At 45.2% G+C, this 22,004-nt stretch carries 15 protein-coding genes; 9 read left to right on the top strand and 6 right to left on the bottom strand.

Annotation, left to right across the window (positions count from 1 at the left end; genetic code table 11):
* Window positions 1-12 precede the first annotated feature (12 nt).
* The 3 genes from ACHUFN_RS05735 to ACHUFN_RS05725 all read left to right on the top strand — a co-directional run bounded on the left by ACHUFN_RS05735 (window position 13) and on the right by ACHUFN_RS05725 (window position 3,335).
* On the top strand, window positions 13-897 hold the full coding sequence (locus ACHUFN_RS05735; RefSeq protein ID WP_394221348.1) for an EamA family transporter: 885 nt from the start codon (window positions 13-15) through the stop codon (window positions 895-897).
* Window positions 898-1,011: 114 nt separating this feature from the next.
* Window positions 1,012-2,319: a M24 family metallopeptidase gene (locus ACHUFN_RS05730; RefSeq protein ID WP_394221347.1), complete on the top strand. Its 1,308-nt coding sequence runs from the start codon at window positions 1,012-1,014 to the stop codon at window positions 2,317-2,319.
* 83 nt (window positions 2,320-2,402) lie between these two features.
* Complete coding sequence (locus tag ACHUFN_RS05725; RefSeq protein WP_394221346.1) at window positions 2,403-3,335, top strand: DHH family phosphoesterase; 933 nt, start codon at window positions 2,403-2,405, stop codon at window positions 3,333-3,335.
* Between the two features lie 221 nt (window positions 3,336-3,556).
* Here ACHUFN_RS05725 and ACHUFN_RS05720 read toward each other — a convergent pair whose 3' ends face one another.
* From ACHUFN_RS05720 to ACHUFN_RS05695, 6 genes are all read right to left on the bottom strand, one after another.
* On the bottom strand, window positions 3,557-5,275 hold the full coding sequence (locus tag ACHUFN_RS05720; RefSeq protein ID WP_394221345.1) for an L-lactate permease: 1,719 nt from the start codon (window positions 5,273-5,275) through the stop codon (window positions 3,557-3,559).
* A 38-nt stretch (window positions 5,276-5,313) separates the two neighbouring features.
* Window positions 5,314-6,270, bottom strand: coding sequence for a universal stress protein (locus ACHUFN_RS05715; protein WP_394221344.1), 957 nt, complete (start codon window positions 6,268-6,270; stop codon window positions 5,314-5,316).
* Window positions 6,271-6,275: 5 nt separating this feature from the next.
* Window positions 6,276-7,955, bottom strand: coding sequence for a cation:proton antiporter (locus ACHUFN_RS05710; RefSeq protein WP_394221343.1), 1,680 nt, complete (start codon window positions 7,953-7,955; stop codon window positions 6,276-6,278).
* 210 nt (window positions 7,956-8,165) lie between these two features.
* Window positions 8,166-9,014 carry a LysR family transcriptional regulator gene (locus ACHUFN_RS05705; protein WP_394221342.1) on the bottom strand — a complete coding sequence of 283 codons (849 nt, stop codon included), beginning with the start codon at window positions 9,012-9,014 and terminating at the stop codon, window positions 8,166-8,168.
* Between the two features lie 128 nt (window positions 9,015-9,142).
* Complete coding sequence (locus ACHUFN_RS05700) at window positions 9,143-10,633, bottom strand: tryptophan halogenase family protein (RefSeq protein WP_394221341.1); 1,491 nt, start codon at window positions 10,631-10,633, stop codon at window positions 9,143-9,145.
* Complete coding sequence (locus tag ACHUFN_RS05695) at window positions 10,633-11,658, bottom strand: LacI family DNA-binding transcriptional regulator (protein ID WP_394221340.1); 1,026 nt, start codon at window positions 11,656-11,658, stop codon at window positions 10,633-10,635. The genes ACHUFN_RS05700 and ACHUFN_RS05695 overlap by 1 nt, the downstream gene beginning before the upstream one ends.
* 216 nt (window positions 11,659-11,874) lie before the next feature.
* Between ACHUFN_RS05695 and ACHUFN_RS05690 the strand changes: the two genes are divergently transcribed.
* The 6 genes from ACHUFN_RS05690 (at window position 11,875) to ACHUFN_RS05665 (ending at window position 21,973) form a co-directional block, all read left to right on the top strand.
* Entirely contained in the window at window positions 11,875-14,619 is a 2,745-nt protein-coding gene (locus ACHUFN_RS05690; RefSeq protein WP_394221339.1) for a TonB-dependent receptor, read from the top strand.
* A 123-nt stretch (window positions 14,620-14,742) separates the two neighbouring features.
* The gene (locus ACHUFN_RS05685; RefSeq protein ID WP_394221338.1) at window positions 14,743-17,325 is read left to right on the top strand and encodes a family 20 glycosylhydrolase; all 2,583 of its coding nucleotides are present in this window, start codon (window positions 14,743-14,745) and stop codon (window positions 17,323-17,325) included.
* Between the two features lie 83 nt (window positions 17,326-17,408).
* Window positions 17,409-18,398 (top strand): glucosamine kinase nucleotide-binding domain-containing protein, encoded by a 990-nt coding sequence (locus ACHUFN_RS05680; protein WP_394221337.1) that lies wholly within the window; start codon window positions 17,409-17,411, stop codon window positions 18,396-18,398.
* The gene (gene nagB-II, locus ACHUFN_RS05675; protein ID WP_394221336.1) at window positions 18,395-19,405 is read left to right on the top strand and encodes a glucosamine-6-phosphate deaminase NagB-II; all 1,011 of its coding nucleotides are present in this window, start codon (window positions 18,395-18,397) and stop codon (window positions 19,403-19,405) included. Before ACHUFN_RS05680 ends, nagB-II begins: the two co-directional genes overlap by 4 nt.
* Window positions 19,402-20,592, top strand: coding sequence for an N-acetylglucosamine-6-phosphate deacetylase (nagA, locus tag ACHUFN_RS05670; RefSeq protein ID WP_394221335.1), 1,191 nt, complete (start codon window positions 19,402-19,404; stop codon window positions 20,590-20,592). The genes nagB-II and nagA overlap by 4 nt, the downstream gene beginning before the upstream one ends.
* A gap of 22 nt (window positions 20,593-20,614) precedes the next feature.
* The gene (locus ACHUFN_RS05665; protein ID WP_394221334.1) at window positions 20,615-21,973 is read left to right on the top strand and encodes a sugar MFS transporter; all 1,359 of its coding nucleotides are present in this window, start codon (window positions 20,615-20,617) and stop codon (window positions 21,971-21,973) included.
* Window positions 21,974-22,004: the final 31 nt, after the last annotated feature.

The raw sequence follows: 22,004 nt of genomic DNA, 5'->3' as shown, positions 1-22,004 counted from the left end.
AACACTCCTAATATGACATGGATTTTATGTACGTTGGGCGCAGTTATTCTACAAACCGTGCGCAATGCACTGCAAAGTAAGTTAAGCGCGTCGGTTAATACCTCTGGCGTGACGCTGTCACGCTTTCTTCTGGCGCCGCCCATTGCACTTGTCTATTTACTGCTACTTTATGCAAACAGCGCTACGCCACTGCCTCATTTTTCTCAGTTTTCACACCGATTTATTGCTGTGGTGCTGTGCGCCTCGCTTTTTCAAATAGCCGCTACCTCACTAATGGTTATTCTGTTTAAACAAAAAAACTTTGCCATAGGGGCAGGGCTTGCCAAAAGTGAAGCCCTGGTTGCAGGTGTTCTGGGCATGCTGTTTTTTGGCAGCTATTTAAGCCTGCTTGGTTGGGCTGGCATTGTTATTGGTGGTGTGGCTGTTTTTATATTAAGTAGCGGCAATCGGCTTCAAGGTGTTAGTGTAAAAACCTTGGTAATCGGTTTAGCTTGCGGTACATGCTTTGCACTTACATCGTTACTTGTGCGAGAAGCCAGTCATATGCTCAACATAACGCATGCTATTGCAGCAGCGTGGGTGCTTTTGTGGGTGTTGTGCATACAAGCAATTAGCTTAAGTGCGTATATAGCGCTAGCCAAACCCATTGTGTTTAAGCAGTTAGCTGCGGCTAAGTCTCAGGTTTTCGCCATTAGTACAGTAAGCTGTTTGGGCTCTATTTGCTGGTTTACCGCAATGGCGTTGCAGCACGTTGCGCTGGTGAAAACCTTGGGGCAGCTTGAAGTATTACTAACGCTGATATTGTCGCATTACTGGTTAAAAAGCGCTGTTACTCGCCGAGAAATAGCAGGGCTCCTGCTTATTGGTATTGCCGCAATTTTTGTAATGTGGGCCTAAAGAAACTCAAAAAATGTATTAAAAAATGCGTTTCTATTAGAGGATGACAAGAGCGGTTGTTTGTCATGAATACTAACGCTTTGTAAGTATCAACTACAGTGACAGGAAAGGACTATGAACAAGCGACACTTTTTGAAGTTAGCTGGAGCGGGCTTTGCGGTGGTACCCGCTGTGTCTATTGCTGCATTAGGCACCTCGAACAGCGCCAATCAAAACGATATTTCCCACCTCAATAATCTCTCGTACCTAAACAATATAACGGGCTCTGCCAAACCTATTACCGCTGAAGAGCGCAAAGCGCGAATTGAAAAAGCCCAGTCGCTGATGAAAGCGCAAGATATCGCGGCTATTTTAATAGAGCCCGGCGCCGCCATGGACTATTTTTCTGGTATTCAGTGGTGGCGCAGCGAGCGCTTAACCGCTTTGATTATCCCTCAAAAAGGCGAAATGGCGGTGGTTACACCGTTTTTTGAAAAGCCCAGTGTGCTTGAATCGCTGGCTATTGGCGACGATGTAAGAGTGTGGCAAGAACATGAAAGCCCGTTTGAGGTTGTGGCCAGTATTTTAAAGTCGCGGGGAATAAGTAACGGTAACATCGGCTTTGAAAGCAGCGTGCGTTACTTTGTGGTAACAGGCGTTAGCCGCGCACTTCCCAATATGACTATTGTGCCCGCCGAACCAGTCACCCTTGGGTGTCGCATGTATAAAACCTCTAGCGAACTGGCGCTTATGCACAAGGCTAATGAGGTCACATTGCGTGCTTACGAGTTTGTATTTAACAACTTGAAGCTAGGTATGAGCCAGCAAGACGTGAAAGCATTAATGAACAAAGCGCAGCAAAAGTTAGGGGGAAGCAGCGCATGGTGTTTAGCGCTCTTTAATGAGGCTAGCGCATACCCCCATGGTACAAACGCCACCCAAGTGATTAGAGAAGGTTCGGTCATTCTGTTAGACAGCGGCTGTAGTGTTCACGGTTATCAAAGCGATATCAGTCGTACCCTTGTGTTTGGTAAGGCATCTCAGAAAGTGCAAGACGTGTGGCACACCGTACGAGAAGGGCAAAACGTAGCATTTGCGGCTGCTAAAATTAGCGAACCAGCAGGGAATGTTGATGATGCCGTGCGCCAGTATTATGCCAGCAAAGGTTACAGCAAAGACTACGAACTACCAGGGTTGAGCCACAGAACCGGGCATGGCATTGGTATGGAAGGCCATGAAAGCGTGAACTTTGTGCGCGGTGAAAATACGCCGCTACGTAAGGGCATGTGCTTTTCAAACGAGCCCGGTATTTATTTACCCGGTGAATTTGGCGTGCGCTTAGAAGACTGTTTGTATATGACACAAACTGGCCCTGCCTACTTCACAGAGCCCCCTGAAAGTTTAGATAAACCGTTAGGTAAGCTAGTCACTTTGATCACCTAGGCACAAAGTGCTGCCACCGTGTCTCAAAATTTTTATTAGCTGTTACACTTAACAGTCTTACCCAAGTGGATGACGGATTAACTATGCCTGACAGAAAATTTAGATTGGTGACGCGAAGCGATTTTGATGGACTTGTGTGTGCCGTTTTATTGAAAGACTTAGATTTAATTGACGATATATTGTTTGTGCATCCCAAAGACATGCAAGACGGTAAAATTGACATTACTGAAAATGACATAACAACCAATTTACCGTACGTAGCAGGGTGTCATATCGCCTTCGACCATCACCTAAGCGAAACTGTGCGCAACGCAGGTGACATAGAAAATCATATCATCGACCCAAAAGCGCCTTCGGCGGCTAGGGTGGTTTACGACTATTATGGCGGTGCCGACAAATTTCCTAATATTTCAGTAGATATGATGGACGCTGTAGATAAAGGCGACTCTGCTCAGTTTACTGAAGAAGAGATCCTTGAGCCCACCGACTGGGTTTTAATGAATTTTATTATGGATGCGCGTACCGGGCTTGGCCGATTTAGAGACTTTAATATCTCTAACTATCAGCTAATGATGAAGCTGATAGATGCCTGTAAAGATCACAGTATTGAAGAAATACTGGAAATGGAAGATGTGGCCGAGCGAGTGAGCCTTTACCATGAACACAATGAAATGGCGAAGGCGCAAATTGCCAAGTGCTCGACCGTATACAACAACTTAGTGGTATTAGACCTAACAGACCAAGAAACCATTTACGCAACAAACCGATTCGTTATTTATGCCATGTTCCCAGACTGCAATATTTCTATTCACAAAATGTGGGGGCTGAAAAAACAAAACGTTGTGTTTGCTATAGGCAAGTCTATTACTAACCGCACGTCGAACACCAACGTGGGTGAACTTTGCTTAAAGTATGGTGGCGGAGGTCACATGAACGCGGGTACTTGCCAGGTGGAAACTAGTAAAGCAGACACGGTGTTAGACGAGCTTATCAATACCATTATCAACGATGGTTAAACGGTGACGGTCTAGCAGAAAGTAGCGCTTACAGCAGGTAAAAGCGCTAACTTTAAAAAATAACGTGAACTATAGACAAGCGCGCTAACTTTAGAAAAGAACGCTAACTGTATAAAAGAGCGCTAGCCGTATAAAAGAACGCCGCGCGAGATAACGCATAAAGAAAGCAAGGCTTACAACATGACCTTGCTTTTTTTATTTAAATCATCGTTTATGTTTTGTTAGCGATAGGCATTTACCAAGCTAACGCCCAAACTGCCAATCATCACCGCATACACAAGCAGCACAACGGCTACCTTCTTTAATATAAAGCCGTCTTGACCCTCGTCTTGACCCTTAAGCCCCAAAATAGCCGTTACTGCAACAATATTATTAATACATACCATATTGCCCATTGCTGCCCCCACGCTTTGAAGCGCAAGCACTACCGAAAGGGGCAAAGACAGCTGTTCGGCAATGGCGTGCTGAATGCCTGCAAAGGTAAGGTTTGATATTGTTGCCGAGCCAGAAAAAAAGCTACCCAGCGCACCAAGAAGCGGGGCAAAAAAAGGCCAATTACTACCCGATAGTTCTGCCATGTGCTTGCCAATAAGCGACACGGCCGAGTGTTCGCCTCCAAGCATCATTAAGTTCACAAATACAAGGGCGCCTAACAGCGCGAAAAGTGGGCTTTTCAAGCGTATGGCAGTTTGGGCTGACACCGATTTCACTCTTGCTCCAAATTCATCAGTACCAAAACTATACACGCTGGCTAACGCAACAATAATGAAAGGGATTAATGAAGGAATGTAAAGTACGCTGTGCTTCCACTCAATGCTGGTGCCTAAAATACTTTTTAAAGATACCACTAAACTCGCGCTCACCGATACGTCGCCTAACATGCCTAGTGATGCTGCTATATTAGGCTCTCCGTCTTGCAAAAAGCTTCTTAGCCCGAGTTCTGGCAATCGAGTCAGTAAAAGTATAAATACGGTGCCCCATAATGGAAATGAGGCTTTCAAAAGCGCGCTGCGGCTGGGGGGCGCGGCTTCTTTTTCCAAGCCAGCTGAGCCTTGTGCGCCAACTGATTCATGTGCGTAATTTGCTTCCTGTTCGTTATTTTCTTCCTGCGTTTTGGGCTTCGTATCTTTAACATTGGCCGTAGATGAAAGCCCAAAGCCAAATTTAGCCATTAAAACCGTTAAAACAAGGCCAATGCCTCCGCCCAACAAAGAGGGAAATTCAACACTGAAAAAGCTTAATGCGAAAAAAGGAAGGGTGCATGCGCATGTTGAGGCAACGATAAATAGCGAATGTCTGAATATAATTTTCCACGACGGGAGAATTAATCGCAATGCCATAAACACAACAGCTGGAGCAACGAGTGTACTCATTAATGCAGCATGTGTGGCGATATCTATAATGGTATCGTCTGACAATGATAATAGCGACATGCCAAACCATACCGGCGTACCCATGGCGCCAAAAATGACCGGAATGGAATTGGTGACTAAACAAAATAAGGCAACTTTCACTGGCGCAAAGCCTAGGCTGAAAAGTATGGGCGCAGCTATCGCCGCTGGCGTACCAAAGCCACTGGCACCTTCAATAAGAAAAGCAAACGCCCAGCCTACAATCATTAACTGGGCAACACTGTTTTTACTAATGCTATTTAACGCATTTTTTAAGACGGTTATTGACCCTGTTTTCTCCATGCACAGAAACAAGAAAATAGCGCCCGCTATAATGGATAACGGTGTTAATGCAAGTAAAGCGCCCTGAATAACACTTGCATGCACAACCGTGAACGAAGAGCTGCCCTGAAATACAACGATAATATAGGTGACGAAAGCGCATAACGGTAGCGCTTTACTTGATGCCATGCCCTTTGGCTTCACCATTAAGTAAATGAGCAAAGCCAAGGGGGCATAAGCTGCGATTAGCGAATTCATGGCTACCATTCAACGTCTCGACTTTACTTTTTCAACTTACAAAGGTTTTAGTCGGCCTCTAAAACGGGAGAAACAAAGCCATCAGGTTTAAGCGTAAGTACATCGCAGTTCACATTGCTTAACACTTCTTCGGCGGTATTTCCCATCAGAAAGCCCTGAATGCCTGTTCTTGCCACCGAACCAATCACCAAAAGATCGGCTTCGGCTTTTTCAACTTGCAGAGGGATCAGATGTTCAGCATCGCCTTGTACCAACAGCTTTTGGAAATTGCTAAGCAAATGCTTAGGCTGTAACTCTTTGCTGAAATAGTGACTTAGCAAATTAAGTTCACCGCCTTTAAAGCGTTTCTCGCTGGCTAGCAAATCGTCCACCATCTTGTCTGGATGATCGGCAAACAAGCTAACAAACCCAGCTTGCGGCGCGTTAAAAGCATTAAATAAAGTGCAGTGCGTTTCGGGGTTGTCAAAAAAACGCACTACGGTGTCGAGCATCTTCTTGTTCAATTGATCGGCATGAGAAGCGCTGTCGTCTCTGTCGAAGTCCACAGCAACTAAAATATTTTTTGGCAATGCATCAGATTCAGAACGCGTTAATAAAACGGAAGTGGGGCATTTTCTAAGTAGCTTAAAGTCGTCGCTGGCAATGCTGCCAGACAACCAGCTTTTCTCTTCCATTTGTTTAACCACTAATTTTGCATTAACGGCTTGCTGGTAAAGAATAATTTCGACAAAAGGTTTGCCAAATCTAATGTCGCAATTACCAATATCGCCAAATCCATTTTTCGCCGCAAAGTCACTGAATTCACGTTGAACCCTTTCTTCAGCTTTAAGTTCTGGCGTTTCCAAAAGCTCGAACGAAAACAATTTATCGCTGATTACCCATAAAAGCTTTAATGGTATGTTCTGCATTGAAGCTAAATGCTGACTTTTGCGAATTAAAGATGCTGTAGTATCGTTTACTTCATTGAATACACACACCAAGCATTCTGATTGTTCTGCGCTCATTGTTCTCACTCCTTAATTTGTGTCACGATATCGTAAATCTGACCTGCCGATTGCACATGAGGTTGAATGACTAAATCAAAGCCGGCTTTTTTCAGACGCTGTAAATCGGCTTGCGAACTTGCTACGGCAATAGTTTTACCTCGGTATCCTTGTTGCCTAAGGTGCTGTATCAATGCATTGCGCCCATCTTCAAAAGAAACACCGGTATAAAGCCAAGGAAAGGTACAAACTATCCACTGAGTTTGTTCAAGTGATAATTCGTTAAGGAATTCGGCGTCGGTCACATCTCCATATATTGCCCTTAAACCCTGTGCTCGTGCGTTGTGCACCTCGTCAGGGTTTAGGTCGACACCCAAGCCTGAAATTCCCTGTTCTTTTAATTGGCTAAGTAAGTACCCGCCAACTCGGCCAAGACCAAAAATAACCGTTGATGGTGAGCTTGCATCGAATTGGCTTGCGTCTATATGTGACGGGTGCTTTACCATGCGAGACTCTATCCATAGCAGCGCGGGCTCAAAATATCGATAAAGCTCGTGAGAGTACGAAATCATGTAGGTAGAAAAGGCGATAGTAATAATACCCACTAACGTAACAAGCCCCATCACAGAGGGCGCTATATGCCCCATGGCAACGCCCATAGCAATGAAAATAAGCGAAAACTCACTGATTTGCGCCACGGTCAAACCCGCTAAGAAACCCGTTTTAGCGCGATAATTTATTTTTGCCATAATGATAAGCACGATAAGAGGGTTACCAATAAGCACGAATAAAGAGAAAATAAGCGAGGCAGTAAGGTTTGCCCCTAAGTCAGACAGATGAAGCTGTGCACCCAAACCGATAAAGAAAAATAACAACAGAAAGTCGCGTAACGGCGCTAATCGGGTGGCGATAGTTTCTCTAAACGGGGTAGACGCCAGAGCAAACCCAGCCAGTAGACCACCTACTTCCATCCCCAAACCAATGATTTTTCCAAGCGAGGCAAGAAGGGTGGCAATAGCAATTGAAAAAATAAGCAGAAGCTCAGGGGCTCGCGCCATCATTTTGGTAAGCGGGTTGGCAAAGAAGCGAATGAATATCGCAAGCGTCACCAACAGCCCAATAACCGCATAAAGCGAGTGCATGGGTGAAAGCATGCCTTTACTCGTGACATTCGCATCACCCACAGCCATGCTGGCAAGCACTATCATGGCAAGAATAACCACTAAATCTTGAACTATCAAAAAGCCTAAGGCGATTTTGCCGTGAAGGGTGTCGATTTCCCGTTTGTCAGACAACAGCTTTACAATAATGATGGTTGATGAAAAGGTGAGGGCAATACCCAAGTAAAGACTGCTGATTGAATCGAAACCCAGCATTAAGCCGATAGCATAGCCAATGACTGAGGTGAAAAAGACTTGGCCAAGCCCCGTTGCTAGCGACACCACGCCAATATCTTTAATAAGCTTTAAATCAAGTTTGATCCCAACTAAGAAAAGCAAAAGGGCAATGCCTAGTTCAGATAACAGGTTTATTTTTTCCTGAGAGTGCACCAAGTCGAGAGCAGTAGGGCCAGATACAATACCAATTGCAATAAACGCTACAATAAGTGGCTGTCTGAATAGAAGCCCTACTATACCTATTGCTGAGGCCAAACAGAGCAACAAGGTAATTTCAAAAAAAGATGATTGGGCAATAAGTTCGTGCATTCCATTAAAACCAATACTCTATTTGCTCATATTTATAGCATTAAATTTTTTCTCCTTGAATAGTGGTTTGCTGGAAATAAGGGGGGATTTGACGGAAAACAAGTTAAGTGGAAGTTATTCTGTAAATGCTTGTAGTTTGCCGAAAAATAAAAAGCGGTGTCGATAGCTGTTTTAACAAGATGCCGACAGCTGTTTTAAGAAAATGAAAAGTTACCCCCTTAACCTCACCTTAAAAAACTCTGCCAAGGTTTTACTTATAACGGGGTGCTGCGTGTCTTGGTTAAATAGGCAAATATTCACCTTACCCAGTTTAGGTAAATGCGGGTGGTTTAATACCACCAAGTTTGCCGGTAAGCTTGATTTTGCCAGCGCCGTTACGCCTAAGCCCTGTTGAATAGCTGCAACCAACCCCCCTAAATCAGCATTGGTATAGCTAATTTTCCATGCGAAAGTTTGCTGTTTTAACTGCTCTATAACCCGGCTGCGATACATGCAGCCATCTGGCGCAAGCACTAAAGGAATATTATTACCTACCAGCGGATGAGCTGTATCTCCAACCCATACTACGTCATCTTCCAGAACCACTTCGCCTTCCGTTTCTTCATCAGGGTTAACCAAAGCCAAAATCAAATCGAAATGATCACGTTGCGTTGGGTGAAGTAAATCGCGACTTAAAGCAGACGTTACTTCCAATGAAACATCAGGGTAGCGTTTTGAAAACTCACCAATAAGCCCAGGTAAAAGCGTAGAGGCAAATTCGTTGGGAATACCTAAGCGCAATCGACCGCTTAGCGGCGCAGGGGTTAAGCTTCGAAAGATATTATCGTTAAGTTCTAGCAGTTCTTTGGCTTTTGGGTATAACCAGTTACCGTCTGCGCTGGGTACGTGGCGTTGCCCAACTTTGGTAAAAAGCTTTCTGTTTAACTGCGATTCTAGTTTCTTAATTTGCAGACTAATAGCGGGCTGAGAGCGGCCAAGAAAGTCGCCCGCTTTTGCATAGCCACCAAGCTCAATTACGCTTACGAAGGTACGTAAGGTATCTAACGAGAGCTGTTTCATATCTATTAGTCTTTTTAATGTATGAAGGTGTGTTTATTATAAATACAAATGAATTGGTGTAAACATCATTGTGCTTTCCCGTGCGCAACGTGTTTATTCATTTAGAGAATCGAGTCTTTGTGCGCTTTTTAGTGAGTTACTAATACCGTGTCTACCGACTTTGCCATAGCTTTTATAGCGTGAAAGTTTTTATTCGTGATGCGGTGAACAATGGATCCGCCTTTTGATGAAAAGCGCTGCATACCGGCAAAAATGCAATACCACGACGGGCGCAAATATACTAGCTTGTTATCAACCTCATTAAGAGCTTGTTCAAAGTCAGCGCCTTTATCCCAAGCATCCAATAGATGGGTGAGAGTTTCGGGTACTTTAAGATCATTCTGGCAGGCTCTCCAGTAAGGCGTGTCAGCTCGTGTAGTTAGGTAATAATGAGCGGCGATGTAATCACGAATACCGTCAAACATTCGATTCATTTCAATATTGTAATGTAGCATGCGATGCGCGCTTTCACTTTGCCAGCAGTCAACAAAATGGTGCAAAGCATACTGTACAAGCATAAGAGCAGTTGCCTCTAGTGGTTCAATAAAGCCTTGTGACAGACCAATACATAAGCAGTTGCCTTGCCAATGCTCGCTTAGTCGACCCACCTGCATGGTTAAATGGCGCGCGTCTTGTTGCGCACTTAAGTGGTCTAGCGCGATGTGTTGTCGCAGCTCATCTTCAGCCTGCGCTGCACTGCAAAACGCACTGCTGTATACATAGCCATTGCCTGTGCGATTAGTAAGCGGAATATGCCATTGCCAACCGTGTTGTAGTGCGATGGAACGGGTTTGAAGTGCCTTAGTTGGTTCTACTGCGGCGGCACTTGGAATAGCCACAGCGGCATCGTTAAATAAGGTATCGGCGTAACTCGTAAATGTGCGAGCAAGCGTTTGCTTACCTAATAGCCCTCTAAAACCTGAACAATCTACAAATAATTCGGCATTAAGAACTTCACCGTCATTAAGCACAATATGGTTGATGTTTTGCCCCTCAGCAACCACGTCTTGAACGGTTCCAATTTTATGACACACTCCTTTTTGCTTGGCGTAATGCTTTAAAAAGTCACCAAGTAAACCCGCATCAAAGTGATAGGCATAATCAAGGTTAGCTGACGATGAAATGGCGAGCGGTGATATTCCTCTTTCAACCATATGGGCAGCAGTAAAATAATGGGAAGGGTTTACGTCTTCTGCATGCCCCTGGCGCCGCTTGTTAACCGCGCTGAAATACATATCGGCAGTAGGTATGTCTAGCCCTGAAAAAAACGGATGAAAATAGCTGTCGCCTAATGACGTCCACTTTTCGAAGCTTATTCCCATTTTATAGGTGGCATTGCAGTGTAGCATCCACGCGCTTTCATTCACGCCAAGATAGTCAAAGAAATACCGTAAATAAGGCGTAGAGCCTTCGCCTACTCCTACTGTACTGATATCGGCCGACTCAAGAAGCGTTATTCGAGCCGGAGGGGCTTTCGCACTGACTTGGCTCAATTCAATTACGCGGGCTAGGTAACACGCACTCATCCAACCGGCTGTACCGCCACCTACAATGACAATATCTTGAGGCAATGCTCTCATCAGGCTTTCTCTGTTGATGCTCGTACCACTAACTCGGGCACAAAAGTATAATTTAAATTGTCTGCCGTTAACTTGGTTTTTCTAGCGCGTAAAAACTGGATAAGCGATGCCGCTGCATGTTGGGCTATTTCATTGGTGGGCTGAGATGCCGTGGTCAGCGGTGGAAAGGTCTGGCGCGAGAAGGGGCTATTTTCAAACCCCGCTATGGCCAAGTCAGAGGGAACATCAACCCCTTTCATACGCGCACCAAAAAGCGTTCCCGCGGCAATCTCATCGTTACAGGCAAAAACAGCAGAAGGGTGGGGCGACATACCAAGTAAGATCTCGGCGCTTTTGACCCCAGTTTCAAACGAGTACGTGCCTTTTATAATTAACGACTCGTCCAGTTCAATGTTTGCTTCTTTAAGCGCTGCCTTATAACCATTCAAACGCTCAGTGGTCGATTTGTGAATTTCTTCACCAGCAATAAAAGCGATATGTGTGTGACCTTGCTGAATCAAGTGCTGCGTAATGTCATACGCAGCCTTAAAGTCGTTGACCAGCACGTAAGGAAGATTGGAGCTTAATGCCGCGTCTCCCGACAAAATGCGCACATAGTTAATATTTTTAGCATCTAATTCGCTTAACACATCAGGCATCTCAGATAGTGGTGGTGACAAGATAAGCCCGGCGAGTTTCGCTGTTTCAACCATGCTAACTAGTTCTTTAGCAATATTGCTAGAGCTAGCATCACATGGGTGTATTAATAGTTCATAATTATTTTTTCTGCACACATCTAATATGCCTTTTTGCATATCGATAATATAGTAAGCGTTTGGGTTATCGTAAACATAGCCTAATACTGATGCTCCCTTACTTGCGAGATCGCGGGCGGCTTTGTTCGGCGTATATTTCAATGTGGCGATTGCATCTTCTACGCGCTTCAGCGTGTCGGGCTTTACGGTGCCCTCTTTGTTGATAACACGTGAAACGGTTTTAATAGACACGCCTGCCATGTCAGCAACACTTTTGATAGTAGCAGCCAAATTTGTTCTCACTTAAAAAATGGGTCTAGTTTTCAACAATTAACGTTTTTTATTATATTTTTGTTAAAAAAATATTTGCAGCTTTACAATCTGTCATGTAACTTAACACTCAATGACAGCGTTGTCATCTAAAAACTGTACCCTAAATCAACGCCTGTCATTTTATTATTTCAATAAATGACAGCGTTGTCATTTTTGCTGAGAAAGGTTAAACCAATGCTTAAAAACCAACAAAACAAACTTACAAGAAGTGTTCGCCTTGCCATAGCAATGAGCGCATTAACAAGCGTTTCTGCGCCGCTAGCTTTAGCGCAAGAAACGCAAGAAGCAAACGGTGCCAACGAAACGGAAGTCATCGAAGTAAGGGGGATCCGTGGTAGTCAGAAGGCCAACATCAATGCAAAGCGCTTTTCTAACGCTATTGTCGATGCCATTACAGCAGAAGACATTGGTAAATTTCCTGATAAGAATGTCGCAGAAACGTTAGCACGCGTTCCAGGCATCACCATTGACCGTGACTTTGGTGAAGGTCAAGGGGTGACTATTCGGGGTGTTCAACCAGATCAAAACTTAACGTTGGTGAACGGCCAAGCGGTAGGTACAGGTCAGTGGTTTGTTTTGTCAGATGCAACGCGTAATTTTAACTTTGAAATTTTGGCATCAGAAATGATTGCAGGTCTTGAAGTGTACAAATCTTCACAGGCCGATATTGATGAAGGTGCATTAGGTGGTACGGTAATCCTTAGAACGCGCAAGCCGTTTGAGCTTGAGGCTAACTCTGGTCAGATTTCAATTGAAGGGCAGTATGGCGATATTGCCGATGCACTAGACCCAGCGTTGTCTGGCTTATACAGCTGGAAGAATGACGACGAAACGTTCGGTATTCTCTTTTCAGGCTCTTATCAAGAACGGACCGTAGAGCGCGAAACCAACGAAGACTTCGGTTGGTTTGGCCCAAGTATTCCGCGTATTGATCCTCTTATTGAAGCGCCAGCAGGTGCTGATAGAAAAGGCGCGTTGCCTTGGGGGATGGGTTCAGCACTGTTTAAACAAGACCGCGAGCGTATTGGTTTCGATGTTACCGCACAGTGGGCACCCACAGACAACTTTGATATGTCTGTTCATTATTTGTCTTCTACGCTAAAAGCTGACAACGTTAACTCTAACCTTATTGGTATTCCATTTCGCGGTATTGCTTACATGGGAACCGATACTAATACGGGCACAGTAAGCGGCGACAACGTGGTCGAGTCACTAAATGTTGTAGGTGTTGACCAACGTCCTGCTTGGGCAAGATTTATTGCTTACGACAATATATTCCGTGATGGTTCTGAAATGTCTACAGAAATAATCGACATTGAAGGTAACTATCTAATAGGTGATGGTAAGCTTCACTTTCAATTAGGTACAACAACCGGTGAGGGTGAAAACCGAGATTTCTTTACAGAGTTCTGGGCTGATGCGAATGACCCGCGCGCTGCTTTTGATTTTTATAATCCAGGTGGTGAATCACCTTACATCGATTTCACCACAGCAAGCCCATGGCTAGCTAACCCAACCGACGAAATGTGGTTAGGCGGTATTTTCGATCAGTTCAACGGGACTGAAGATACAGAGGACTATTTGCAGCTTGATTATGAGCACAGTGTGGAATGGGGCGCAGTTACGGAAATAAAAACTGGCTTCAAGCGCCGCGATAGAAGTTTTTCACAATCACGTTATAGAACCGATTTGGCAAACCTTGCGCCAACTGGCGAAGGCAGCCTCGGCCCAGCCTCAGCGTTTTGGAATGGCGACATGATAAATGTATCGCATTCAAATACCAATGGCGTGGCAGCAAGCTATTTCTTCCCAGACAAAGACAGTATGTATAGCGCGCTTTATAACGTGGCTGAATGTGCAGGCGATGCAACCACACTATGTCGTCGTACTGATCAGTTCCTAGACGAGTCTTCGTTTGAAATAGAAGAAGACATTACCGCAGCATACGTAATGGCCAAATTCAGCGGAGACGGTTTCAGAGGTAATGTGGGTCTGCGCTACGTTGAAACTGACTCAACGTCTAATGGTTTTGACTTAAATACAGGCGAAGCCGTTGCCTTTGATGGCGGTTATAACGAATGGCTACCAAGCATTAACTTGTCTTACGACTTAGCCGACGATGTATTACTGCGTATGGCTGCATCTCGCGTGTTAACTCGTCCAGCACCGTTCCAGCTTGCGCCTGCGGTAAACCTAACGCCTGAAACTAGCTCAGGCTCAGCGGGTAACCCACAGCTTAACCCGTTAACTGCGAACCAGTTCGAAGTAGGTGCAGAGTGGTATTTTGCTGAGTCTTCAGTTGCCGCTATTACGGTATTTAAGAAAGACATCAACGATTTCATCTTTACAAAAACCGTGTCGAGAGAAATTGACGGACAGCAAATTAACCAGCTGAGAACGCCTGAAAATGGTGGCTCTACGTCAATTGATGGTGTTGAAATGCAAATTCAGCATGTCTTTGAGAATGGTTTCGGTGGTTATGCTAACTACACTTATACCGATGTTGCTGACGCAAGTGTTGATGAAGCGGTACCTGTCACAGATGCAGACGGTAATATTATCGGAGCAACATTGGCCTCACGCCTAGTAAGCTTTCCGAACACGTCAAAAGACTCGTTTAACGTTGGCGTGTTCTACGAAACTGACCTTTATAGTGCACGTTTGAATTATAACTATCGTTCTGAGTACTTTATTGCGCAAGCAGAAATTGGCGACCAGTTCCGTGACGAACAATCGCAGCTAGATGCACAACTTAGCTGGAACGTGACAGAAACGATAACGCTCAAAGCAGAAGCACTGAACTTAACCGATGAAATTTGGGAAAACTACTACGTTCGCAGTAGCGATGGTAAGCGTCTTGGTGGGACACAAAGCGCGAATGGTCGTCGATTCTTCATCGGTGCTAGCATGAGGTTCTAATTTGCTAGGTTGTAAAAATAGCTTGTGTGTTCGCTATTTTTACGTTGCTTAAGGGCAGAGCACAAGCTTTGCCCTTGTTTTTGCGCACCAATTTTTGTTAATAACCACCGAAGGATATATGTAGTGAGAAGCATTTTGGGATTATCGCTGTTGCTTGTGGCTTGTTCGCCGTTACAAGAGACTAATGCAGGCGTTAAGCAACCACAGTTAGACAGCCTAGGCAAAAAACTGACTGTACAATATGCGGTACTGAGCAATACCGATGATACAATGTGCCGTGTTCATATTCCGAACGGTGACTGCTTCTCTTCTCAGATCACATTGCAAAGTAGCGATACTGAAATACCTGCGTCTACCTCGTTGTTTTTTAGTCATATTGCGCCCGTGCGCGGTTTTGACACGCCACATCCTATTTCGATGGAACATATTAATGGCGATTTACACCGCATAACCTTCGATAAGGCCATCGCAGCAAATACTAAAGTAACCATTACTTTATCGGCTCCGTTTTGGCACGCATCACGCTCAGATGCCATGCCGAACTACTACCTTACTTACCCGAGTCTTACGCCAGTGCTGGTTGATTCAACAACGCGTGTGAAAGAAGAAGGCAGTAACTTGTTGGTAAACCAACATACCACGCCATGGAACAGTGAAGCACAATATAAGCGCGTTATTGAAGACAGCATGCCATTGATGAATAGCGTGTATTTGGCATCGAAGTTTTCTCGCATGCAAACGAGCAATACGCCCAATGTAAATAAAAAAGGCACAGACAAAAATAGCAAAGCTCACGTTTCTAATACGAGTTTGAGCGAAGTCAACAAACGCCGAGTCATTCCACAAGTCAGCGAACGAAATGACACAGGTGACACTGTTGCTATTACGGGAATAGCGTTTGATGACAGTGTCGCACAAGGGGTAATCAACGCTCTCGAGCCAGCATTAGCCCAAGCAGCGCACTTCAGCTTAACTCAGCAAGACGATGGGGTGAGTGTTGCCATTGCCCTTGAACCCACCAAGTTTGAAAAGGGTGAATACGAACTGCGCGTAAGTGAGGCTGGCATTGAAATTAACGCAAAAGACACCCAAGGTGCGAATTACGCCGTACTTACACTAGCTCAATTGTACAATGGTGCCACGCGCGCATTGCCCATTACTCGTATTCATGACAAACCGCGGTTTGCGTTCCGCGGTATGCATTTAGATATTGCCCGCCACTTTCCAGGAAAAGACGCTATTGTTACGGTAATCGAGCAAATGTTTACCTACAAGCTCAACAAACTTCACCTGCATTTAAGTGATGATGAAGGCTGGCGTTTAGCTATAGATGCCCTGCCAGAGTTGACCGAAATTGGCGCCTATCGTTGCCATGATTTGTCAGAGCAAACCTGCTTGCTACCGCAGCTTGGCAGTGGGCCGTTTAAGCAAGCTAAAGGCAATGGCTTTCTGACGCAACAAGACTACATCGACATTCTTCACATAGCTAATCAGCGCGGCATTGAAGTTATTCCGTCGTTAGACATGCCCGGTCACGCTCGCGCTGCCATTATCTCGATGAACGCACGTTTCAAACACCTATCAGATGCGGGCCAACATGAAGCGGCCAGTGAATTTCTACTGGTTGATGCACAAGATACCACTCAGTATGAAAGTGTGCAGTTTTACAGTGATAACACGATTAACCCGTGCTTAGATAGCACCTATCACTTTATCAACACCATAATGGGCTCGGTAAAAAAACTACACGAGCAAGCTAACGTTCCTCTTCAGTATTTTCATGTAGGTGCTGATGAAACTGCTGGCGCGTGGGTGGAATCGCCACAGTGCAAAGCCAAAGGGCAAGACGTAGAACGTATCCTTTCTACCTTTGTTACACGCGTACAGCAAATTGCAAAACAACATGATATTGCGATTGGCGGTTGGAGTGACGGCATGGAAAAAGCTGCAGCGACACTGGATAACACTAAAGCGTATACCAATGTTTGGCATTTGCTTGCGGCGGGTGGTGAAAATACTGTATCGCATTTCGCAAAAACCGATATTCCGGTCGTGCTGTCGTTCCCTGATGTGCTTTATTTTGACTTCCCATATCAAAGTAACCCATATGAGCCGGGCTACTACTGGGGCTCAAGGGCAACCAGTACCCAAAAAGTGTTTTCACTGATGCCAAACCATTTGTCTTTACACAGTCACGAGTGGACCGATCGTATGGGGCAAGCTTATACCAGCAACGACAACGTGAATACTTCGTCAGTAGTGGGTATTCAAGGGCAACTATGGAGCGAAGTCACCGTAAATCAAAATGCGGTAGAGTACATGGTATTTCCACGCTTACTCGCGCTGGCAGAGCGTGCTTGGCATGAAGCCCCATGGCAGCAAAACGCGCGCGAGCTAGATAAAGAAAGCCAATTGCAACAAACGCGATATCAAGACTGGCAATCATTTGAGAATGCGATGTTAACCCAACATATGCCGGTACTTGTGGAGCAAGGTATCAACGTACGTGTGCCAATGCCTGCTGCGGTGGTGCGTGACGGCGTGTTACACATGCATGTTCAACCAGGTTTGCAAGCAGAGTATCAAGTGTCGAAGGGCAGTTGGCAGCATTACGTTAAGCCTGTTGCAGTAAGCGCAGAAGCACAAATAAAAGTACGTGCAAGGCTTGAGGGTACGCAAAAAGTAAGTAGACAGGCTCACTTGTAAGTGCCTGTTTTTTATAGCTAAAAATGACAGCGTTGTCATATTTTTACCGTGCTTGACCTAATTATTCAAAACGAGAAGTTTCAATGAGTTCTGATTTATTTTTTATTGGCATTGATGGCGGTGGAACTAAATGTCGCGCAAGGCTAGAAGACAGCAACGGTAAGCTGCTGGGTGAAGGTATAAGCGGCCCCGCCAACATCATGCGCGATTGCGAGTTAGCAAAAGCGTCAACACTAGAGGCGATTTCCATTGCTATTAATGCCGCTAACGCAAGTGTGGGCGTGGCTTCATCCTGTGAGTGCGGTGATGGACACAAGGCTAAGTCAGGTGCAAGCCAAGCTACAAAGAGAGTAGCTACAAAAGGCGTTGGCGCAATAAGCTTGTCGCAATGTGTAGTAGGCGCCGGTGTCGCGGGGGCGAATATTGCTAGCGCTAAGCAAGAATTTGAAGCTTGGTCTCACCCTTTTCATTCAATGCATGTGATAAGCGATTTGCACGCTGCTTGCCTTGGCGCACACGACGGCAAAGAAGGGGCGGCAATTATTATCGGTACAGGTTCAACCGGTACGCTGTGGAAAAACAACGCGTTTAACGATGTGGGTGGACATGGCTTCCCAATTGGTGACAAAGCCAGTGGCGCATGGTTGGGGCTAAAAGCCGTTCAGCACACCTTGCTATGTTTAGATGGTCTTGAACCTATGGACAGTCTTGCTACGCAAATTTGCGCAGCGCTTCAGTCAAGCGACACCGACTCTATCGTCAGTCAATGTGCCACCTTTAATACTCATCATTATGCTGCGCTTGTTGAGCACATGCTGCCTTTGCTTTACACCAAGCACGCGCGTGTTTTGGCATTATTTCAAGAAGGGGCGCAGTACATTGAACGCATGGCGGGTAAGCTATTGACCGAGCACAGCCACGGGCTAGCTATGATTGGTGGGTTGAGCAACGTTTATTCCACATATTTTTCCGATTCAGTGAAAGCGCGTTTAGTAGCGTGTAAGACCACACCTCAAGAAGGTGCTATCTATTGCGCCAAAGCGGCTTATTATCAATTAAAAGGTGAGAAATGAAATTATCAATAATGGCCGAAGAGGCAAGAGAAGTACCAGGGGTAATTGCACAACAATTGAAGAAAAATGAAGATGCAATGCAAGCGCTTGTTGCTTCATTAAAACAGTTAAATCCTCGTCTTATTTATATCATTGGCCGTGGCTCATCAGATCACGCTGGGGTATTTGGAAAATACTTGTTTGAAACCGAAATGGGTATTCCCGTGTGCAGTGCTGCACTCTCTATTGCGGGCATATTTGGCAAGCAGCTCAATTTGAATGGTGCCGTAGCGTTTGTTATTTCTCAATCGGGAAGAAGCCCCGATATTCTTAAACAAACCGAGTCGGCAAAAAAGGGCGGCGCGTTTACGGTTGCCTTCGTGAATGATGAAACGTCGCCGTTAGCCGAGCTTGCAGATGCGGTGATACCGCTTTGTGCCGGTGAAGAAAAAGCGGTAGCAGCAACAAAAAGTTTTATAGCCACATTATCTGCACTGCTTCATTTGTGTGCACGTTGGAGTGACAACAATGCCTTGTTTGACGGGTTAAACGCGGTGCCTGCATTGTTACAAAAGGTTATTGAGTCGCCCAATCAGCTTAGCGCCAGTTACCTAGAAGACATGCGAAATACCGTGGTGCTAGGTCGCGGATTTGGCTACGCGGTGGGCAGAGAAGTTGCGCTTAAATTGAAAGAAGTGCTGGGCATTCATGCTGAGGCTTTCAGCAGCGCTGAGTTTATTCATGGCCCGGTAACACTGGTTGAGAAAAAGTTAAAGCTTATCGCGCTTAATATAGAAGACGAGAGTGCACCATTTCATACCGATATGGTGGACAACGTAAGGGCGAGAGGAGCAGAGTGCCTTGACTTAGGCTTTAACGCCGATGCGTTTGTTAGCAATGTGCATCCGCGCCTTTCGGCAATGTTGTTAATGCAGCGTTTTTATCTGGATGTAGAACACGTTGCCATTGAGTGGGGCTTAAACCCTGATACTCCGCCAGGGCTAAATAAGGTAACCAAAACCCAATGATCACACATGTTCTTTTTGAAAAGGTGCTGGTGGACGGCGCTTGGTTACCAAACCAAGTGCTTAGTGTTGAACACGGCATCATTAAAGGTATTGCCGATTACCCGTTTGCAAGCAACGAGGTAAAGGCGAGCATTTCACAGACTATCAAAGGCACTGTGATACCTGGCTACATTGATACTCAGGTTAACGGTGGAGGCGGGGTAATGTTCAATCATGCCCCTACCTATGAAAGTTTAAAAGTGATAGCCGACGCACATCTTAAGTACGGCACGACAACACTATTCCCTACACTTATAACCGACGATATTCACACCATTGAGCGCGCAGCTGATGCCATTAGTGAAGCACTCGCTGACAAGCATTCAAGTATTGCCGGTATTCACTTCGAAGGGCCGCATTTGTCGGTTGAAAAGAAGGGGGTGCATTTGCCCCGTTATATTCGCCGCCTTACAGACCGTGAGATGGCAACCTATACGCGAAAAGACATTGGCCAAGTATTGCTTACCGTAGCACCAGAAAATGTGTCGAATGACATAATTCGTGATTTGGTTAACAGCGGTGTAATTGTAGCTTTAGGGCACTCTAACGCGCCTTATGACGTTGTACAGCAAGCGCTAGAGGCGGGCGCGACTGGTTTTACGCATTTATTTAACGCCATGTCGCCGTTGACCTCGCGAGAGCCTGGTATGGTGGGCGCCGCCATGCTTAACAGCAGTATCAGCGGCATTATTATTGACCATCAGCATGTACACTCAAAAACCGTTGAATTGGCTTATAAAGTGAAAGGGCCCAAAGAGCTTATGCTGGTCACCGACGCCATGGCGCATGTTGGGGCTAGCGAGGATCGCATCGCGTTTTTTGATACCCATATAACCCGCGAGGGCAACAAACTGACAACGCCTGATGGCACGTTGGCGGGAAGTTGTTTAGACATGCATAGCGCCCTAATCAATAGTGTTAGCGATACAAAAGTTACCCTTGCCAATGCCAGTGTAATGGCAAGTACGACACCTGCTGTATTTACGAAAATGCATGATAGGGTAGGTGATATAGCTATTGGAAAAGCAGCTAACTTTGTTGTTTTAGACAGCGCGAATACGCTTTGCCAAGTGTGGTTGCAAGGAAAACAGCGTATTACAAATTCTATCAACGATAATAAGTCGCTTTTAAGTGAAATAAGCAAATAATAATAATTAAGAGACTTTTGACATGACAACACAAGCTCAACCGAATGTACCCCACTCTCAAGGCTTAAGTCGTTTCGTTCCGATTTTAAGTATTGGTCTATTGTTTTTCATTTTTGGGTTTATCACGTGGCTTAACGGCGCACTTATACCTTTTTTGCAAATGGTATGCGAGCTCACAGAAATTCAGGCCTTACTAATAGCTTTTTGTTTCTACATTGCCTATGTGGTAATGGCTTTACCCATGGCGAAAATACTAGAAAAAACTGGCTATCAAAAGGGGATGAGTTTAGGTCTTGGTATTATTGCAGTAGGGTGTTTACTGTTTGTACCTGCTGCGCTAACGGCAATATTTCCAATTTTTTTGCTAGCACAATTCGTGGTGGGCAGCGGGCTTACCATTTTACAAACTGCATCAAACCCTTTCATTGTGCGTTTAGGCAATGAAGACAGTGCTGCTGCCCGCATTGCCTTTATGGGGTTATTAAACAAAGCCGCGGGGGTATTAGCGCCAATCGTATTTACGAGCTTGGTACTAAGTGGTTTGCCCGATGTTAATCAAGAGTTGCTCGACGCTATGTCCGCAGATACACGCACTGCGCTAATAAACGATATGTCTGTATCGCTTATCCAACCCTACGTAGGCATGGCCATTGCTCTTGGCATTTTAGCGATGTTTTTTATGCGTATTTCGCTTCCATCTATCCATAGCGAGAATGACATTGAGCCAAAATGCGAGCAATCAGGCCAACACAATGACGATACACCAGCGAGCACTAAGCAAATTTTGCAGTTCCCTCACCTGGTACTTGGAGCAATAAGCTTGTTTTTCTACGTAGGTGTTGAAGTGGTGGCAGGCGATACGATTGGGTTATACGGTTCGTCTATTGGCGTCGAGAACGCGACCACACTAACGTCGTTCACCATGGTGGCAATGGTGATTGGTTACGCAGTAGGCTTAGTATGTATTCCGCGTTTTATTTCACAACAAACAGCGTTGTTAAGCTCTGCAATATTTGGTTTATTACTAACAGTTTGCATACTGCTCAGTTCCAACACAGACACAGGCATTTCGAACTTGTTGTGGGGTTGGTTAGGCGTTCAGGCTTTACCAAATACGGTAACTTTCATTGCCTTACTGGGGTTGGCGAACGCAATGGTTTGGCCTGCAATATGGCCGTTGGCTCTTAATAAATTGGGTAAATACACTGCGCAAGGTTCTGCGCTCCTTATCATGGGAATAGCGGGTGGTGCTGTTTTACCTATGGTGTATGGCTTCACTAGCGAGACCATTGGCGGGCAAAGTGCTTACGTCATTATGCTACCGTGCTATTGCTTTATCGCATATTACGCGCTGTGGGGCTGTAAAAAGGAAAATTGGTAGTACGTGAAAGTGTAAAAAAGGCTCTGCGCAA

Source organism: Alteromonas gracilis (assembly GCF_043642145.1).
Lineage (GTDB): Bacteria > Pseudomonadota > Gammaproteobacteria > Enterobacterales > Alteromonadaceae > Alteromonas > Alteromonas gracilis_B.
The sequence above is the reverse complement of the archived record's forward strand: the minus strand, read 5'-3'. Positions and strand labels throughout refer to the sequence as shown.

Bases quoted from the DNA above. Each gene is read 5' to 3' on its own strand.
- ACHUFN_RS05680 (WP_394221337.1), top strand. From the start codon at position 17,409: ATGAGTTCTGATTTATTTTTTATTGGCATTGATGGCGGTGGAACTAAA.
- nagB-II (WP_394221336.1), top strand. From the start codon at position 18,395: ATGAAATTATCAATAATGGCCGAAGAGGCAAGAGAAGTACCAGGGGTA.
- ACHUFN_RS05725 (WP_394221346.1), top strand. From the start codon at position 2,403: ATGCCTGACAGAAAATTTAGATTGGTGACGCGAAGCGATTTTGATGGA.
- ACHUFN_RS05700 (WP_394221341.1), bottom strand. From the start codon at position 10,633: ATGAGAGCATTGCCTCAAGATATTGTCATTGTAGGTGGCGGTACAGCC.
- ACHUFN_RS05715 (WP_394221344.1), bottom strand. From the start codon at position 6,270: ATGAGCGCAGAACAATCAGAATGCTTGGTGTGTGTATTCAATGAAGTA.
- ACHUFN_RS05710 (WP_394221343.1), bottom strand. From the start codon at position 7,955: ATGCACGAACTTATTGCCCAATCATCTTTTTTTGAAATTACCTTGTTG.
- ACHUFN_RS05735 (WP_394221348.1), top strand. From the start codon at position 13: ATGACATGGATTTTATGTACGTTGGGCGCAGTTATTCTACAAACCGTG.
- ACHUFN_RS05665 (WP_394221334.1), top strand. From the start codon at position 20,615: ATGACAACACAAGCTCAACCGAATGTACCCCACTCTCAAGGCTTAAGT.
- ACHUFN_RS05730 (WP_394221347.1), top strand. From the start codon at position 1,012: ATGAACAAGCGACACTTTTTGAAGTTAGCTGGAGCGGGCTTTGCGGTG.
- ACHUFN_RS05720 (WP_394221345.1), bottom strand. From the start codon at position 5,275: ATGGTAGCCATGAATTCGCTAATCGCAGCTTATGCCCCCTTGGCTTTG.
- ACHUFN_RS05705 (WP_394221342.1), bottom strand. From the start codon at position 9,014: ATGAAACAGCTCTCGTTAGATACCTTACGTACCTTCGTAAGCGTAATT.
- ACHUFN_RS05690 (WP_394221339.1), top strand. From the start codon at position 11,875: ATGCTTAAAAACCAACAAAACAAACTTACAAGAAGTGTTCGCCTTGCC.
- nagA (WP_394221335.1), top strand. From the start codon at position 19,402: ATGATCACACATGTTCTTTTTGAAAAGGTGCTGGTGGACGGCGCTTGG.